A 15,397-nucleotide genomic window follows, 5' to 3' on the forward strand; every position below is an offset into this window, starting at 1 on the left:
TCATTTGCAATCGCTATTCAACATAATTAAAGCAACAAAAATTCTATGTCTCTTTATCCTTAGTAAAACTTCTTTTCACCAGCAGGACGTGTCTTAAACCGTCGGTGAAACCACATGTATTGTGTAGGGGCAATACGAATTTGATTCTCAATAATCTTGTTTACCCTTTCAGCGTCACTGACTTCACAGCCACTCGGGAAGTTTTCTAATTTTGGCTCTACCAACACATGGTATTGAGGGTTACGAATATCGCCACTTCGATAAAAATACAAAGGCACTGCTGCTGCTTTTGAGATATCCATCAGTCTGCGATGTGCCGTAACAGTAGCAGCTTGAATACCGAAAAATGATGCCATGACACCTTGTTTTAAACCAAAGTCCTGATCTGGGCTATACCATATTGCATGACCATGTTTAAGATTTTGGATGAGTCCACGCATATTGTCTCGAGCAATCTGGTTTTTATACACTCTCGCACGACTACGATGAATCAGAAAATCTAAAAATGGATTATTCTGAGGTCGGTAAACTACGTCCATATTAAAAAATAAGGTACACGCGGCTCCGCCTGCATCTAAAAGTGTACTATGAGTACCCAATAGCAGTACGCCATTTTCCTGATTATTAGTTAAATTCTCTAAACCATCTATGTGAACACGACTTTTAAACCAGTTCGGGCAATACCAAGCATTTAATGCTTCAAATACTCCCGTTAAGGTATCAACAAAAACCTGTTTAGCTTTTGCCTCAATTTGAAGAGATGTTTTTTCAGGAAAGCAAGCTTCCAGATTTCGTAGCGTAGTTTTGCGTCTTGAACCTAGAGATTTCCAAGCGATTTTTGAAAGAAGATCTGCGAGACGCCATTGAATAGCCCAAGGTAACATCGCAAATAACATCAGAATAAAAGCTAAAAACCATATACCCCAATATTTAAACGATAAAAAGGAAAATTGAAATTCGCCAGATTTAAACTGCCGTTCTTTTTTCGTCATACTATATATTTCTTGAGGTATAGGTCTAGCATACTACCATGCTTAATTTTAAGGGTTGTATGTTTATGTTGCTTTTAACTTTTATATAAATGCATATTTTAAATATTTAATCTATTTAACCCTAAAATAGACATAACCTTCTGTATACAACGTTTATTTTCTCATTTAAAGTAACCACACATTTTTTGCCTCAATTGATAAATAGGATATATCAGCGTGAGCGGTCTTTTAGTGTTTATAACAATTGCATTTCTTACCCTATTAAGCCCAGGACCGGGAGTTTTATTTACTGTCACAAATTCAATTAATTATGGTGTTAAAACTGCTTTGTTTGGAATTAGCGGCTTAATTATTGGTATGTTTGTAATTGCGGTAGTTTCTGCCAGTGGTGTAGGACTTATTATTACCAGTAACCCTACTATTTTTACGGTTTTAAAATTTATTGGTGCATTTTATTTAATGTATCTAGGATATAAAAACTTTACGAAAAAGCTTCCTTCACAAGAGTTAATGACTGATCAACAAAACAATAAAGTTATAAGTAAATCTAAACTATTTTATGAGGGCCTGCTCGCTTCTTTACTTAATCCGAAAACAATCGTATTTTTTATTGCACTCTTCCCTCAATTTATTGATATCAAGAAAGAAATTTTAAATCAGTTTTTAATTCTCTCTTTAACTTTTTGTTTCATTGGTTTTTTAATTCATTTGGTCTACGCAAATTTCTCTTCTATTTTCAAAGAGAAAATGTTGGCGGGAAATAATTTCTCGATTCTCAATAAAATTAGTGGTGCTATTTTCTTTCTTCTTGCAGTTTTACTTATCACCCAATAAATCATTACTCGATATATTATATTTTGAAAAGCCTAAACTCATGGTTAGGCTTTTCAAATCTTTTGATTTATGAACATATTTTTATCTAATTACAATTTTTAGACCGCTACTCTGTTTAATATCCAACCATAAAAAAAATCTTCATATTTTGGATTATTCTCTGTAATTTCGATATAGCGCTGCCCTTGCATAATATTTAGAACACGGACTAATACCTTTTCACCTTCTTTATGGCGTTTGTTTAAATACGTTTTAAGAGCTTGAAAAGTAAGAGGACCATATTGACCATCTATAACAAGATTTGGCCAACCTTCTTTTCCCTCTTTATTCAGCAGATTTAAAGCACGTTGTAATAAAGGTTTTGCAAAATTGACTCCACAGTTGATAGCTGTATCGAGTAACTCTTCGGCAATCGCTGGGCTAATCGTATCAATTTGATCGAATTGAGGTTCAAGCCAATATTGGTGTTTATAAATAGATTTAGCCACGGCTAATGGTAAATCTTGCATATTGCCTTGATATCCATTTGATCGAGCGACGGCTTCGGTAATGCCAAATTTAGTGGCATGACCGTGATCAGATGGATGGTTAACATAGCCGCCTTCTCGTCTGATGAGCGATTCTAAGTATTGATCAATATTCATTTTATTTTTTCCTATGTGTATAAGTTATCTTTAGCTATTTTGAAGATCATCTTTCGCCTTTTTTAGGTCTTTCATGACCTCCACAATCGTTTTACCTTCTTGTTTATTAATAAAGTTAAATATCCATCTCACAATCGCCCAGCCCGGTAATCCGCAAATAAAGAAGAATCCACATAGCGTGATCATTCCCCAAATATCGGATACCCATTCATGCAGATTCCATTTCATAATAATAAAGGAACCACCTGTCAGACTTGAAACGACGGTGCAGATGAGACCAACAATCCATTCTTGTGGTGAACGTGGAAAACGCATCATTAATACCACTGCGACAACTAAGCTGACTGCAAAAGCCACCATAATGGCAATGCTATAAATATTTAAAAAAGTGGCTAACCCACTGGTTGAAACTGTTTCCATGACATTGTCCTGCTTTAAAGGGTAAAACTTAAAAAATCAACATAATCATTAGTTTGTTGTTTTTTATGTTTTATAGTGACCCTTAGTTTTCTTTATTACAGTCAATAAAAAACACTAACGCTTTTAAACCGCGCCAAATCGCAAGACGAACTGATCCTTGACCCCATATTTCAGGGGTCCAAGAAAGAATGTTTGTATGCTAAAGCCTGTTAGTGTGCACTGCTTAAGGCCTGTTCAATCAACTCAATTACCGTGATTGCACCTAGCGCTTTTTGCATAGAGACTTGATCATCAAATATGAATGCTTCATCTTCAAGTTCATTGACAATCTGCTTTGCCTCCTCGAGTGCTCTTTTTATTTTTTGTACCTTATATTTGTTTACGTCTTTTGCAATTGTTGGGACATACCCTCCACGTTTTGCATTTTTAAGTTGTTTAGCTCTGTTCTGCATTGCTGTAGTCATTCACTATCTCCAACTCAACTCACTCGTTTAGTAAGGCGTCTTTATCGTTTGTTATTCTTGAAGTTTTCATACATTCTCTCAGCAATATAGCCAAGCTATTACTACAAATATGTGTCCGAAACGTTTCTTCTGGTACAACAAGCATAAAGACCTAAACGTTATATATTTAAAGCCTTAATTTACAAATAAATATTTCCTTTTCGGAAAATGTAAAAAAGTATTAATTTTTCCAAAATTAAATATTTTCCATACTTTAATTTTTTGACCAATAAGTTCATATAAGGCTTTGCCGTATATCGGAAACTTTTGTTAGCGCTCACAATCTTTGTTAAATTCTTCATGTTCTTGATACCCTTTATCGACGAACATTAAGCCTGATCCACGGAATCGGGCTTTTTTTTATTCCAATTTTTGTTTTGATAGCCTCTTAGCAAATAATAATTGAGCTATCTCCCTTTTATTCTGCTACCTATAGAAACAAAATAAATTTAGCTTTGATCTCAACACCTTGATAAATCTATAAATAGTGGCTTAAACACAATTTAAACTTTATCTATGCATCTGAAGATATAACTGATATTATAACTATAGTTATTATTAGTCAATAACTATAGTTGTTTTACTCGATATAACTTTAGTTATATATTTGTTATAAGTTTGCTGGTGTGACCATTATGGCTCTTAAAGATCGTTTGAAAGATTCTAGAATTAAAGCCAAAAAAACTCAGGCTGAAGTGGCAGAAGCAGTAAAGATGTCTCAGCCAGCCTATCAGGCTTTAGAATCCGGGAAAAATTTGAAATCTGCGTTTCTTCCTTTAATTGCTCAGTTTTTAGGTGTGGATGGTTATTGGTTAACAACTGGGAATACAGAAGATTCATTTAGAGAAAGCGACGTATTTAGCCCGACTGTGGTGAGTGCCGAATCTACCGATCAATATGTTTGGATTGAGGTGGTAGAAGCTAACTTTTCTTGTGGTACGGGTGAATCTATCGAGTTTCACTTTGACGCAATTAATGGAAAGATTCCTTTCCCTGCTTCATTCTTTAAAGAGAAACGCGTTGCTCAAGAATGCATGCGTATTATTAAAGCAAAGGGCGATAGCATGACAGACTACATTAAAGATGGAGATCTGGTAGGGATTGATATCTCTCAGACTGAAGTCATTGATGGTGAGATTTATGCGGTTTACTTTGCTGGCGAAGGAATGATTAAACAAATTTTTAAAGAAGCAGATGGTTCTTTAATTTTGCATAGTTTAAATGAAAAATTTAGAGATCGGCGTGTAACTGAAGAGAACGGAAAGAACTTTAAAGTGATGGGCCGTCAGTTTTGGCGGGCAGGCTAATTAAGCTATTAAATATAGCTAAAATAATAATTTGATTGCTTTAATAGCGTTTACCTTTATATAACTTTAATTATTTATATAACGTGTAGACATAAAAAAACCTATCTCCATTAAAAGAGATAGGTTTTTTGCTTTAACGCCTAACATGATCAACAATACGTATTACTTAAACGATAAAGTTGATTAAATCCAGCGTAGAAGCTTTTACCATCTTGGTTTAACTCAATTTCTTCACCAGACTGAAGTTGAATTTTTTTACCAACTTCGACCCAACGATATCCATCGAGAGAGTTTTGCTTACGCACGTGAGGAACAATCCTCACATTAATTTCATTGCCATTTACGGCTGTGGCAATTAGCCACTCATTTACTATATTCACAATCATTCACTCATCACTGAGCTCATGTGATTTAACGGTATTTAATTAGAACGCTAGATTTAAGGTATGGACAGTCAGTCTAGAATTTAATATTTAGCTTTATATAGGGTTATTTATAAGCTAATTGCTTTTCATAATTTTTGTATTATGAAAAGTGGTACATCACAGAGCATAATATTTTGGTTGCGGGGGCCGGATTTGAACCAACGACCTTCGGGTTATGAGCCCGACGAGCTACCAGACTGCTCCACCCCGCAATTGGAAGTAAGCTTTATACGCCCATATATTTTATAAAGCAAACCTTATTTTTTAATCGGTTGTAATTATTAAGAATTATCTTTTTATTAATTTTTCATTTTAACCATTCGGTCTAAATAGCCATATCGATTTCCAGCATTTAGTTGTTTAAATTGTTGTATTTATTTTAAACAGAACCTGATATTCATAAACAGCAATTGCCTTGGGTGGGTGGCTTTTATACTATCTAGTTTGGCTCTTTAATCTTTAGTTCCTATGTCTGAACCTCAGTTTTCCCTTAGTGAATATCTCGGCACAGTTCAGGAAGTTATCCGTCTGGCCTTTGATGAACCAGTTTGGGTAAAAGCAGAAATTCGAAATTTAAATGTTAAAGGTGGCCATTATTATCTAGAACTCGCAGAAAAAGATGCTGAGACAGATAAAGTCATTGCCAGTTGTAAAGCTACAATCTGGAAATTTTCAGCAAGTAAAATTGTTTTAAAGTTTGAGCGTGAAACTGGTATCGAAATCTCAAGTGACTTAAATGTGCTTATTAAAATTAGAGCACGTTTTGATCCTCAATACGGATTTTCGGTCAATATTGAAGAGATTGACTCAAGCTTTACATTGGGTGAAATTGCTAAACGTTATCAGCAAATTATTGAACGACTCACTCAAGAAGGCTTAATTCATAAAAATAAACTCCTCCCTACTCCTTTTGATATCCAAAATGTTTTAGTGATTGCCCCTCAAAATGCAGCAGGCCTAGGCGACTTTAAAAAAGATGCAGATGCTCTAGAGAGAAATGGGGTTTGCCATTTTGTGTATCACAGCGCGACATTTCAAGGAAATACGGCTGCAACTAGCTTGATGGAGTCTTTAGGTTCAGGTTTAAGACAATGGGCAAGCACATTTACATTTCCACCAGACTTGATTGTGATTATTCGTGGTGGTGGTGCTGTCAATGACTTGGCTTATTTAAATGATTATGAGCTTGCCGCCCTGCTCTGCAAACGCAGTGTACCGATTTGGGTAGGAATTGGTCATGAAAAAGACCGTACCATCTTAGATGAGATTGCACACCGTTCGTTTGATACACCAAGTAAAGTGATTGCTGGTATTCGCAACCATATTGTTGAGCGTGTTCAAGAAGCAGTAGATAGTCTACAAACCATTAAGCTGCTTTCTCAGCATCAAATAACGACCTATCAAAGCAAGAATGATCAACTGCTTCATCACATTAAGTCATCCGCACAAAATCAACTTAACTCGGCGCATCGCCTGCTTGACCAGATGAGAGAACGGATTCAGTTCAGCTCACAGCAACAAGTTAAATTTTCATTAGCTCAAATCGAATCTTTAATGAAGGAAATTCTTTTGCAAAACCCGAAACAGGTCCAAGCCAAGGGCTATGCAATTGTCAGATCCGAAGGAAAAGCGATTCGCTCTATCCATCAAATTTCAAGTCCTGCCATTGCTATTGAAATGCAAGATGGTGTGGTTGAAGCCAACATTACACAGGTAATCCCAAATGAAGAATGAAGAGTTAACGTTTAAGGACGGCCATGACATTTTGAAGAAAAATGCCGAATTATTAGAATCTCAAGAAAGCCCTGATATTGATAATTTAATGAAAATTGTTGAAGAATCGATTAGTGCTTATAAAGCGTGTAAGTCACGTATAGAAGCTGTTCAGCAAGCTTTAGATGAAACATTTAAAGAATAACTTGAATAGAAAAAGCCCATTCCTACTTCTCATTGAAGGAATGGGCTTAGTGAAATCCACTTAATCCTGAAATACAAAAGTGTGGATTAGGTCACACTTTTGCACAGGCATAGTCCCATAATCATTTTAGATGTTCAATATTTTAATTGTGTCTGTACGTTAATTTGACTTAATTTTCACCAAAACTTAACTAAAATTTCTATTGTTAAGATCAAACCAGACACAAGCTCTACTCATGATTATCGTAAACTTAATTTAAGACCTATTCCTCGCTGAAAGGTCCAATTAATTGATAAATTTTGCCATCTTTTGGATTTTCATAGAGCAAATCCATATTAGGCAAAATAATATCATCATTAATTTCAATATGTTCAACGCTCTTATGAAGTTCAAGTGCGTGATCATTCATTGGTCTAACTTTTGCCAAAGCAATTGATTCTTTATCAAACTGATCCTTGATAATTACTTTTAATCTTGTCATGAAAATCTCCTGAAAATTAAATTTTTAATATAAATAATGGGTTAAGTTTAAAATGAGCTAATCGCAGAATAGCCGATTGGCATAGCAAAAAAAGTTAAGATAAATGCAGCCGTACGTTGTAAATTACGTTGGTTTAACCAAGTTACTTTGTTTGAAATTAATACGGTTCCAAAAGCAATCCATAAAAATGCAATGGGTGTAATTAATGATAAAAAAACAGCAATATGAACAAAATATACGTGAAGCACTTCCCATGCTGCATGTGGAAAAATAGCAGAAGCAAAGAGTAAAGCTTTAGGATTTAAAAGTGTTGCGACAAATAAGGCCTTAGGCGTAATCAGTGGGGTGTCTAATTTGATGTCATTTGTTGATGTTATCCAAAGTTTAAATGCAAGATAGAGAATAAAAGTTGCACTTATTAACTTTAATAAGGCAGGAAGCCAAGGGATAAAATGTGAAACTGACTCCAGCAGAATACCCCAAGAAGTAATTGCAATGAGATAACCCATCACTTCAGCAGGAATAAGTTTAAGAGACTGCTTCACCCCTGCTTGTATTCCAGCTGAGGCTAACAATGTATTTGTTGGGCCTGGAGTCAACAAAATGGTGACCACAAGTCCAATAAACATAAATGACACCATAGGCAACGAACTCTTTAGTTATGCTAGGCGAAATATGTCAAAAAGGAATATCTATTGTCGACAAAATGGTTGTAACAAGAAATATTAATATTTAATTATTTATTTTTAAAACAATTAATTAAGTTAAACTGACCTTAAATTCACTTACAGTTTCAACAATTTTAAATATGCAAAATTGATCACAAAAATAGAAAATAACGAGCTATTTTTACTAGCTTATAAAAAAACTAACTCGAGATTTTCGCTCAAAAAAATAAGCTGTAATTTTTAATATATTGCACTCATTTAGTTTACTTAATAATCGTTTTTCTTACTTGAAATTTTCAAATTGATCAATATATAAACAACTAGAAATCGTGATTTTACTGAATATGATGTCTTGCTCCCCATCAATTCATTGATCGCCGCTTTCATCACATAAATCAGATGATCGAGGATGCATGATGAATGCTTATGTTCGCCCTCATCCAGATGGTTTTAAATCTTATTTAGGAAAGAATCAGAAAACCGGACTCTACATTGTACGAGTGGGTTGGACGATTTATGAAATGAATGGCAATGGCTCTGTTTTGTACATTGTCAAAAATGAAGATACGATTCCGTTGGATGTAGAAAAGTTTAAAACTGACCGTCCCAAAATTTATGCTGCTCTTCTAAGCGAAGTTCAGTTTCAACGCAAGAAACAACTTGCGATTGATCTCCAACAATCAAACATCCCTTCTTATGATCGTAAAGCCTACAAAAAACGCCGTGGCTTTATCAACTCTTAAACATATTTTCCTCTGTAAATTCATATAGAAAAAGCACCCTCGGGTGCTTTTTCCTTTAACGACCTGTTGCGATTAATACGAACATACTCAGTATTAGTGTGCTTAATGATCGTTTGCAATGTATGTGGACTTCATGCTCAGCTCCGTGAGCGTATTGATTAACGTTTTCCATTTCGTGTGCCCTTAAAGTTCACACTGATAATTTGCACAAATTTCAAACAATAAGAAATTAGCCAAAAGTATTATATCGAATCAAATTTTAAACCTAATTTTTTAATTGGTATTTTGCGTTTTATAAATCAACTCGAACCGATCTACACACAGGAGATGTAACATTCTTATACGAGGTTAACTGCCTATTGAGTGTTTGTAGACCTTTCATTTCAAACTCACCTGCCAAAGAAATGATTTTATAAAATGAAAAAAGATAACAATATTCTATTTTTTAATAATAGTCTTCGACAGGAGAACTCTTATGGAAATGCAACAAGAAACCGATCCTTCTTTATTTTGTGATACCTCTACCTCAATCCAAGCCTGCATTGAATGTATGATTGCCTGCAAAACCTGTGCAGCAGCCTGTTTGCAAGAAGAACATGTAAGTATGATGCGTGAATGTATTAAGCATTGCATGACATGTGTAGAGATCTGCCAACTTTGTACGTCTTTAGAGTTAAGAAACTCTGAATTAGCAGAGCCAGCAATGCAACTTTGCGCAAACGCATGTCAACTCTGTGCAGCAGAATGCAGCAAACATGAGCATGAACACTGCCAGATCTGTGCAAAAGCATGTTTAGCGTGTGCTAAAGCTTGTCTTGCCTATCGTGCCTAAATAATTTTTCAGATATAAAGCCTACGCGTCTTTAGATCGTAGGCTAATTAAAATATTTTAAATAACAATAAATTATTTATTTTTTATTTAAGGATTACTTTTTTATAGGCATAAAAAAAACCCGCATCTTGGGGAAAATGCAGGCTCTTAGATCTCCCACAACGACCATGAGTTCATTATTAAACTTGAACTTTAAACCGTTAACTAAATGTACAGCGAATAAAAATAAAAAGCAATACAGAATAGTCTGTATATTTGAAATATTTTATTATTTTTACATTACTTTTTCATAAATAATTTAAAAATATAAGCTAACTCTACATAAGAAATAGTTTTTACAGGCATTAAAAAAAGCCCGTTTCACGGGCTTTTCTGCAACGGTGAGCAATCTAAGATTTGTGTCTATCCATCTCTTGGTTTGCTCTTTGCTAGCTATATGTAAGGTCTTATCGTATCTTTTGCCCTGTCCCAAGTTTCCCTGTAGATCGAGGAGATATTACGATTACCTTAAGTACAGTTATAGCACATTATTTATTCATGGCTAGTGCTGTTCACGTTTTTTTACAAATGAATAAAATTCGATCTAACCTTAATATTTAAGGGTTTTCTACCCCATTTTGATATTGGCGAGCATTATCGCAAATTGGATACCACTTCACTTTTGAAGACACAAAAGCATGAGAAATTAACGATGTCGATATTTCTTCATTAATCAGCCCTACCCTTAAACGCACCACATCAGGTTTATCTAGACGTTCACTCCAGATCGGTGAACCACAGGTTTTACAGAACACTCTCTTTTTATTTGGCGATGCAAAATAAGCTTGTAAAAGATTTTCACCTTGCACAATATCTAAGTCACTTTTTTGTACTTGGGTAATGGCAGCAAAAGCAGCCCCTTGTGCTTTTTGACATTGTGTACAATGACAAACCATGATGGGTTCTAATTCGCTATTAATTTGTAGTTGAATCCCATTACAAAGACAAGAAGCTGTATAAGTCATCATTTTTCCTTTTTATTTTTATAAGTTTTAGCTTACACCCACACCTTTTTCAATGTGATCTAAGATGGCACAAGAAGCTTGTTGGTTACCACAGCAATCATCGGCTGAAGCCTGCAAAATATTAACCATCTCTTGTAAATGAGCGATTTTTTGTTTTAACTCGGCAATATGTTTTACCGTTAAGGCTTTCACTTCTGCACTATGCCGATCTGTGTTTTTCCAAAGCGAAATAAGTTCTTTCATCTGTTCTGATGAAAAACCTAACTCTCTCGCATGTTTTAAAAAGTTTAAAGTTTTAAGGTCTGTTTCTGAATAAATGCGATAGCCAGAAGCAGAACGCTGAGCTGCTTCAAGTAAACCGATTTCTTCATAGTAGCGAATCATTTTCGCTGAAATGCCTGAATGTTTGGATGCCTGACCGATATTCATCTCACACCTCAAATATTAAATTTGGTTTAAGACCTGCTGTCATGATCTTAAACCAAAAGTTGATTTTCAGCACCCTTACTCTACTGGCGCATGAAAATGTTTTAAGCGTAACGCATTGCCTAAAACAAAAACCGAAGAAAGTGCCATCGCGCCTGCTGCAAACATTGGCGAGAGTAAAACGCCAAATGCGGGATATAGCGCACCTGCTGCAATTGGAATCAGGGCTACGTTATATACAAATGCCCAGAACAGGTTTTGACGTATGTTTCGCATGGTTGCTTTACTTAACGCAATTGCATTCGGTACGCCTTTTAAACTGCCTGACATCAACACAACATCGGCTGCTTCAATGGCAACATCTGTTCCTGTACCAATCGCCAAGCCAACATCTGCTTGTGCCAAGGCTGGAGCATCGTTAATACCGTCACCAACGAAAGCTAAGCGACCATATTGTTTTTGCAGTTGGCGGACTGTATCGACTTTGCCTTCGGGTAAAACCTCGGCCACAACTTCATCAATTTTTAGCTTTTTGGCAATGGCTTGTGCCGTATGACGGTTGTCTCCAGTAATCATGGCAACCTTGAGACCTAATTGATGCAAGGCATCAATCGCAGCATAGGTTGTTTCTTTAATTGGGTCTGCCACGGCAATAATTGCTGCAAGTTGCTGGTCAATGGCAACATAAAGCGGTGTTTTGCCCTCTTCACCTAACTGAGCCGCAATCGCTTGGAATGAACTGGTGTTTAAACCAAGTTGATGCATATAACGGTCTGCGCCAATTTGTACTTTTTGACCTGAAACTTCCGCCTCAATACCTGAACCTGTAATCGAGTTAAATGCTGTTACGGGTAATAAGTCTAGGCCTTCGCTTTCTGCTGCTTGAACAATTGCGAGGGCGATTGGATGTTCAGACTTGGCTTCGACAGAGGCAACTAAAGTCAGCACTTGTTTACGTTCAAAACCTGATTGCACATTAAAGTCTGTCAGTGTCGGTTTACCCTCGGTGAGCGTACCCGTTTTATCAACTGCAACAACCTGCGCTTCTTGTAAAAGCTGCAAAGCTTCACCTTTACGGAACAGGACACCTAACTCAGCACCACGTCCCGTACCGACCATAATAGAAGTTGGTGTTGCAAGTCCCATCGCACAAGGACACGCAATAATCAGTACCGCAACGGCATTCACTAAACCAAAAGTGAGCGCAGGCTCTGGTCCCCAAATAAACCAAGCCAAGAAAGTAATTGCAGCAATTAACATCACTACAGGCACAAACCACATAGTGACTTTATCAACCAACCCCTGAATCGGAAGTTTAGAACCTTGGGCCTGCTCAACCATACGTATAATTTGTGAAAGTACAGACGAAGAACCAACGGCGGTTGCCCGAATGTTTAGAGTACCGTTTTGATTGACTGTACCGCCCACCACCTGCTGTCCTATTATTTTTTCAACAGGAACGGGTTCTCCCGTAATCATAGATTCATCAATGTAGCTGTGTCCTTCGACTACTTCGCCATCGACTGGCACACGCTCACCCGGACGAATTTCTACAATAGTTCCACTGACCACTTCAGCAACAGCAACTTCTACTACTTGACCATCACGCTGGATGCGGGCAGTTTTAGGCTGCATTCCCACTAAATGTTGAATCGCTTGCGAGGTTCGGCCTTTGGCTTTGGCTTCAAAATATCGCCCAAGCAAAATTAAACTGACAATAACGGCAGCCGCTTCAAAGTAAACATTGACCGTGCCTTGGGGTAATACCTGTGGCATGAAGGTTGCCACAACCGAAAAACTGTAGGCAGCCAAGGTTCCAACAGCAACCAGCGAGTTCATATCGGGTGCTAAACGCCATAAGGCTGGAATCCCTTTTTGATAAAAACGGCGACCCGGAAAAACAAGTACTAATGTGGTCAAAACAAACTGTAAAAGCCAGCTATTATATTGACCAATGGTGTGCATGACCCACATGTGAAAAGCTGGAATGAGATGTGAACCCATTTCCAAAATAAATACAGGTAAAGCCAATAAAATCGAAATGATTAAATCTTTTTTAAGCTGATCTAATTCTGACGCTTTTTTGTCGAGTTGCTCATCTTGATTTTTTTCAGATGCTTTCGCGTCGTAACCTGCTTTTTTAACGGCGCGAATAAGATTTTCAACATTGACTGATGCATCTGCTTGTACCCAAGCCTGTTCTGTTGCTAAGTTGACGGTTGCTTCTTGAACGCCGTCTACTTTTTTAAGCGCTTTTTCAACACGTGCAACACAAGATGCACAAGTCATGCCTTCAATAGACAACTCTAATGGTGCAGCTTTTGGAACATCATAACCTGCTCGTTCAACTGCTTTAACCAGTGCTTCACGCTGAATCGGTTGATTTGAATAAACAACGGCTTTTTCTGTTGCCAAATTAACATTGGCAATCTCTACATTTTCAACTTTCTTAAGTGCTTTTTCGACACGACCTACACACGAGGCACAAGTCATGCCCTCAATTGGAAGTGTTTCACTATATGCTGGCAATTTTGTGTTTTTTGAGTCCATCAAACACCTCTGCAAATCTGCAAAATTTAATATTCTGTATCGAGCATACAGATTCCCATCATGGGAAGGTCAAGCATATTTTTTAAAAAAATGGTCTTGACCTTACAATCATGACAAGGTTTAGACTCAGTGTTATCCAAACAAATATCTCGTTCTTGATGGAGTATGAATATGAAATTACTTATTGAAAATATGACTTGTGGCGGCTGCGCTCGTGGTGTGACTGCGACAATTCAAGATGTCGATCCAAATGCAAAAGTAGATGTAGACTTAGCGACAAAAATCGTGACTGTTGAAAGCAGTGAAAGCGTCGATAAAATTACCGAAGCACTTGAAGAAGATGGTTTCCCAGCTCAAGTGCAATAAAATATCAATATTTTGCATAGCTTCAACCTTGAGGCTATGCATTCACTTTATTTAAAAATCAATACCGTTTGAATCATCTATCGGGTTCTGATCGAGCGTAAAAACGGTGCGTTTATATGGAATACCTTCTAAATCATAAACCTGATAAATACAATCAAATAAAAGCTGTAAGTCTTCACTTCGGTCCATTGCGCGAGCAGTAATAAAAATCGGACTGACTGCGCCGTTATCTAAAATCGGAATGTAGTTTAAATGAGGAAAACGGATAGTGTCGGCACTTGCTGGAATAATACAAATCCCTTCTCCCGCTGCGACTAGGCCCAGAGCCAATTGAATTTCGCGTATTTCATGCAAATTTTTCGGAACCAAACTATGCTCGGCAAAGATGTTTAAAAGCTGAGTAGAAAAATTAGGTTTAGGCGATGTGGGATACATAAACATCTTTTCATCAATCAAGTCGGCTAGATATACCCCTTCCGTACGTTGAGCTATGGGATGACTCGTATGCGCGGCAACCACCAAACGCTCTTTACGTAAAAGAATACGTCTCACAGCAGGGTCGCTAATTCTTAAACGACCAAACCCGACATCAATACGTCCTTCCTTTAATGCCTGTAACTGTTCGGTTGTACTTAACTCCATGAGTTGAATGTTCAGATGAGGTTGCTGTTGACGAAATAAATAGATAATTCGTGGCAGTAAACCGTAGAGCAAAGACCCAACAAAACCAATGGTCATACTTCTTTCAATGAGACCAATACGCTTGGTCATACTTTTTATTTCTTCAGCATTCGACAAAAGTTTAACAGCGTGCTGATAAAAGAAATGTCCGGCTGGGGTTGTCTGTAAAGGACGGCTTCCGCGCTCAAACAGTTGAATTCCAAGCTCACTTTCCAGATTTTGAATCTGTCGACTCAAAGGTGGTTGAGCAATAAATAGTTTTTCGGCCGCCTTTGTAAAGCTCTGTTCTTCAACAACAGCCACAAAATACCGTAAATGTCTTAGTTCCATCAGGTTTCCATACCTTTAAGATATAAAAAAATGCAAATTCAGTCTTAGACACAGTTTAACCATTCTTTTAAGGTATATACAAGCAACAAACCGATGAAGTGATGAATCGCTTGGTGAAAAAAGCCTTCTTGCCAACCTTCCCGTGATTCATCTTCATCAATTCACTGTTAAACACCCAGCGCACTCAGGCGCTTCATTGACAATATTAGGATATCAAGACCTTTAAGAGTAGCTAAGGCCTTGGTGACTTCCACACTTTTGGAAAGTCGGAGA

18 protein-coding genes, 1 tRNA gene and 1 pseudogene are annotated in these 15,397 nt (G+C 36.9%); 7 read left to right on the plus strand and 13 right to left on the minus strand.

Annotated features, from left to right (window positions below; all coding sequences use genetic code 11):
- Nucleotides 1-59: 59 nt before the first annotated feature.
- Nucleotides 60-992 (minus strand): LpxL/LpxP family acyltransferase, encoded by a 933-nt coding sequence (locus F931_RS12050; RefSeq protein WP_016141642.1) that lies wholly within the window; start codon nucleotides 990-992, stop codon nucleotides 60-62.
- A gap of 216 nt (nucleotides 993-1,208) precedes the next feature.
- On the opposite strand from F931_RS12050, the gene F931_RS12055 reads away from it, so the two are divergent.
- A complete protein-coding gene (locus tag F931_RS12055; protein ID WP_016141643.1) occupies nucleotides 1,209-1,826 on the plus strand; it encodes a LysE family translocator in 618 nt (205 codons plus the stop codon).
- Nucleotides 1,827-1,924: 98 nt separating this feature from the next.
- Here the strand turns inward: F931_RS12055 and F931_RS12060 are convergent, their stop codons facing one another.
- The 3 genes from F931_RS12060 to F931_RS12070 all read right to left on the minus strand — a co-directional run bounded on the left by F931_RS12060 (nucleotide 1,925) and on the right by F931_RS12070 (nucleotide 3,354).
- The gene (locus F931_RS12060; protein ID WP_016141644.1) at nucleotides 1,925-2,470 is read right to left on the minus strand and encodes a glycoside hydrolase family 108 protein; all 546 of its coding nucleotides are present in this window, start codon (nucleotides 2,468-2,470) and stop codon (nucleotides 1,925-1,927) included.
- A gap of 30 nt (nucleotides 2,471-2,500) precedes the next feature.
- Nucleotides 2,501-2,890, minus strand: coding sequence for a hypothetical protein (locus F931_RS12065; protein WP_016141645.1), 390 nt, complete (start codon nucleotides 2,888-2,890; stop codon nucleotides 2,501-2,503).
- A gap of 209 nt (nucleotides 2,891-3,099) precedes the next feature.
- Nucleotides 3,100-3,354: a hypothetical protein gene (locus tag F931_RS12070; protein ID WP_016141646.1), complete on the minus strand. Its 255-nt coding sequence runs from the start codon at nucleotides 3,352-3,354 to the stop codon at nucleotides 3,100-3,102.
- A gap of 674 nt (nucleotides 3,355-4,028) precedes the next feature.
- On the opposite strand from F931_RS12070, the gene F931_RS12075 reads away from it, so the two are divergent.
- Nucleotides 4,029-4,700 carry an XRE family transcriptional regulator gene (locus F931_RS12075; RefSeq protein ID WP_002119885.1) on the plus strand — a complete coding sequence of 224 codons (672 nt, stop codon included), beginning with the start codon at nucleotides 4,029-4,031 and terminating at the stop codon, nucleotides 4,698-4,700.
- A gap of 149 nt (nucleotides 4,701-4,849) precedes the next feature.
- Here the strand turns inward: F931_RS12075 and F931_RS12080 are convergent, their stop codons facing one another.
- Both F931_RS12080 and F931_RS12085 read right to left on the minus strand, forming a co-directional pair.
- Entirely contained in the window at nucleotides 4,850-5,086 is a 237-nt protein-coding gene (locus tag F931_RS12080) for a hypothetical protein (protein ID WP_016141647.1), read from the minus strand.
- Between the two features lie 174 nt (nucleotides 5,087-5,260).
- Nucleotides 5,261-5,337, minus strand: a tRNA-Met gene (locus F931_RS12085).
- Nucleotides 5,338-5,593: 256 nt separating this feature from the next.
- Here F931_RS12085 and xseA point away from each other — a divergent pair.
- Together xseA and xseB are read left to right on the plus strand one after the other, a co-directional pair.
- Nucleotides 5,594-6,859 carry an exodeoxyribonuclease VII large subunit gene (xseA, locus tag F931_RS12090; protein WP_016141648.1) on the plus strand — a complete coding sequence of 422 codons (1,266 nt, stop codon included), beginning with the start codon at nucleotides 5,594-5,596 and terminating at the stop codon, nucleotides 6,857-6,859.
- Nucleotides 6,849-7,043, plus strand: a complete 195-nt coding sequence (gene xseB, locus F931_RS12095; protein WP_004709785.1) for an exodeoxyribonuclease VII small subunit — start codon at nucleotides 6,849-6,851, stop codon at nucleotides 7,041-7,043. The genes xseA and xseB overlap by 11 nt, the downstream gene beginning before the upstream one ends.
- A 262-nt stretch (nucleotides 7,044-7,305) precedes the next feature.
- On the opposite strand, the gene F931_RS12100 is transcribed toward xseB, so the two are convergent.
- Both F931_RS12100 and F931_RS12105 read right to left on the minus strand, forming a co-directional pair.
- On the minus strand, nucleotides 7,306-7,524 hold the full coding sequence (locus tag F931_RS12100; protein ID WP_016141649.1) for a hypothetical protein: 219 nt from the start codon (nucleotides 7,522-7,524) through the stop codon (nucleotides 7,306-7,308).
- 47 nt (nucleotides 7,525-7,571) lie between these two features.
- The gene (locus F931_RS12105; protein ID WP_016141650.1) at nucleotides 7,572-8,165 is read right to left on the minus strand and encodes a LysE family translocator; all 594 of its coding nucleotides are present in this window, start codon (nucleotides 8,163-8,165) and stop codon (nucleotides 7,572-7,574) included.
- Nucleotides 8,166-8,605: 440 nt separating this feature from the next.
- Here F931_RS12105 and F931_RS12110 point away from each other — a divergent pair, with 440 nt between their 5' ends.
- Nucleotides 8,606-8,935: a hypothetical protein gene (locus tag F931_RS12110; protein ID WP_031945535.1), complete on the plus strand. Its 330-nt coding sequence runs from the start codon at nucleotides 8,606-8,608 to the stop codon at nucleotides 8,933-8,935.
- 475 nt (nucleotides 8,936-9,410) lie between these two features.
- Nucleotides 9,411-9,767, plus strand: a complete 357-nt coding sequence (locus F931_RS12115; RefSeq protein WP_016141652.1) for a four-helix bundle copper-binding protein — start codon at nucleotides 9,411-9,413, stop codon at nucleotides 9,765-9,767.
- A gap of 596 nt (nucleotides 9,768-10,363) precedes the next feature.
- Here F931_RS12115 and F931_RS12120 read toward each other — a convergent pair.
- The 3 genes from F931_RS12120 to actP form a co-directional block, all read right to left on the minus strand.
- Entirely contained in the window at nucleotides 10,364-10,771 is a 408-nt protein-coding gene (locus F931_RS12120) for a GFA family protein (protein WP_016141653.1), read from the minus strand.
- A gap of 27 nt (nucleotides 10,772-10,798) precedes the next feature.
- Nucleotides 10,799-11,200, minus strand: coding sequence for a Cu(I)-responsive transcriptional regulator (gene cueR / locus F931_RS12125; RefSeq protein ID WP_005070253.1), 402 nt, complete (start codon nucleotides 11,198-11,200; stop codon nucleotides 10,799-10,801).
- A gap of 75 nt (nucleotides 11,201-11,275) precedes the next feature.
- Complete coding sequence (gene actP / locus F931_RS12130) at nucleotides 11,276-13,747, minus strand: heavy metal translocating P-type ATPase (RefSeq protein WP_016141654.1); 2,472 nt, start codon at nucleotides 13,745-13,747, stop codon at nucleotides 11,276-11,278.
- Nucleotides 13,748-13,912: 165 nt separating this feature from the next.
- On the opposite strand from actP, the gene F931_RS12135 reads away from it, so the two are divergent.
- On the plus strand, nucleotides 13,913-14,113 hold the full coding sequence (locus F931_RS12135) for a heavy-metal-associated domain-containing protein (protein WP_079748319.1): 201 nt from the start codon (nucleotides 13,913-13,915) through the stop codon (nucleotides 14,111-14,113).
- A 51-nt stretch (nucleotides 14,114-14,164) separates the two neighbouring features.
- Here the strand turns inward: F931_RS12135 and benM are convergent, their stop codons facing one another.
- Together benM and F931_RS22090 are read right to left on the minus strand one after the other, a co-directional pair.
- Complete coding sequence (benM, locus tag F931_RS12140) at nucleotides 14,165-15,124, minus strand: LysR family transcriptional regulator (protein WP_016141656.1); 960 nt, start codon at nucleotides 15,122-15,124, stop codon at nucleotides 14,165-14,167.
- Nucleotides 15,125-15,168: 44 nt separating this feature from the next.
- Nucleotides 15,169-15,299: pseudogene (locus F931_RS22090) on the minus strand (hypothetical protein).
- Between the last annotated feature and the right edge of the window lie 98 nt (nucleotides 15,300-15,397).

Source organism: Acinetobacter pittii ANC 4050 (assembly GCF_000399685.1).
In the GTDB taxonomy this organism is placed as follows: domain Bacteria; phylum Pseudomonadota; class Gammaproteobacteria; order Pseudomonadales; family Moraxellaceae; genus Acinetobacter; species Acinetobacter pittii_E.

Excerpts from the sequence above, each read along its gene's own strand:
- F931_RS12050 (WP_016141642.1), bottom strand. The coding sequence starts at position 992 with ATGACGAAAAAAGAACGGCAGTTTAAATCTGGCGAATTTCAATTTTCC.
- F931_RS12060 (WP_016141644.1), bottom strand. The coding sequence starts at position 2,470 with ATGAATATTGATCAATACTTAGAATCGCTCATCAGACGAGAAGGCGGC.
- F931_RS12065 (WP_016141645.1), bottom strand. The coding sequence starts at position 2,890 with ATGGAAACAGTTTCAACCAGTGGGTTAGCCACTTTTTTAAATATTTAT.
- F931_RS12070 (WP_016141646.1), bottom strand. The coding sequence starts at position 3,354 with ATGACTACAGCAATGCAGAACAGAGCTAAACAACTTAAAAATGCAAAA.
- F931_RS12075 (WP_002119885.1), top strand. The coding sequence starts at position 4,029 with ATGGCTCTTAAAGATCGTTTGAAAGATTCTAGAATTAAAGCCAAAAAA.
- F931_RS12080 (WP_016141647.1), bottom strand. The coding sequence starts at position 5,086 with ATGATTGTGAATATAGTAAATGAGTGGCTAATTGCCACAGCCGTAAAT.
- xseA (WP_016141648.1), top strand. The coding sequence starts at position 5,594 with ATGTCTGAACCTCAGTTTTCCCTTAGTGAATATCTCGGCACAGTTCAG.
- xseB (WP_004709785.1), top strand. The coding sequence starts at position 6,849 with ATGAAGAATGAAGAGTTAACGTTTAAGGACGGCCATGACATTTTGAAG.
- F931_RS12100 (WP_016141649.1), bottom strand. The coding sequence starts at position 7,524 with ATGACAAGATTAAAAGTAATTATCAAGGATCAGTTTGATAAAGAATCA.
- F931_RS12105 (WP_016141650.1), bottom strand. The coding sequence starts at position 8,165 with ATGGTGTCATTTATGTTTATTGGACTTGTGGTCACCATTTTGTTGACT.
- F931_RS12110 (WP_031945535.1), top strand. The coding sequence starts at position 8,606 with ATGATGAATGCTTATGTTCGCCCTCATCCAGATGGTTTTAAATCTTAT.
- F931_RS12115 (WP_016141652.1), top strand. The coding sequence starts at position 9,411 with ATGGAAATGCAACAAGAAACCGATCCTTCTTTATTTTGTGATACCTCT.
- F931_RS12120 (WP_016141653.1), bottom strand. The coding sequence starts at position 10,771 with ATGACTTATACAGCTTCTTGTCTTTGTAATGGGATTCAACTACAAATT.
- cueR (WP_005070253.1), bottom strand. The coding sequence starts at position 11,200 with ATGAATATCGGTCAGGCATCCAAACATTCAGGCATTTCAGCGAAAATG.
- actP (WP_016141654.1), bottom strand. The coding sequence starts at position 13,747 with ATGGACTCAAAAAACACAAAATTGCCAGCATATAGTGAAACACTTCCA.
- F931_RS12135 (WP_079748319.1), top strand. The coding sequence starts at position 13,913 with ATGAATATGAAATTACTTATTGAAAATATGACTTGTGGCGGCTGCGCT.
- benM (WP_016141656.1), bottom strand. The coding sequence starts at position 15,124 with ATGGAACTAAGACATTTACGGTATTTTGTGGCTGTTGTTGAAGAACAG.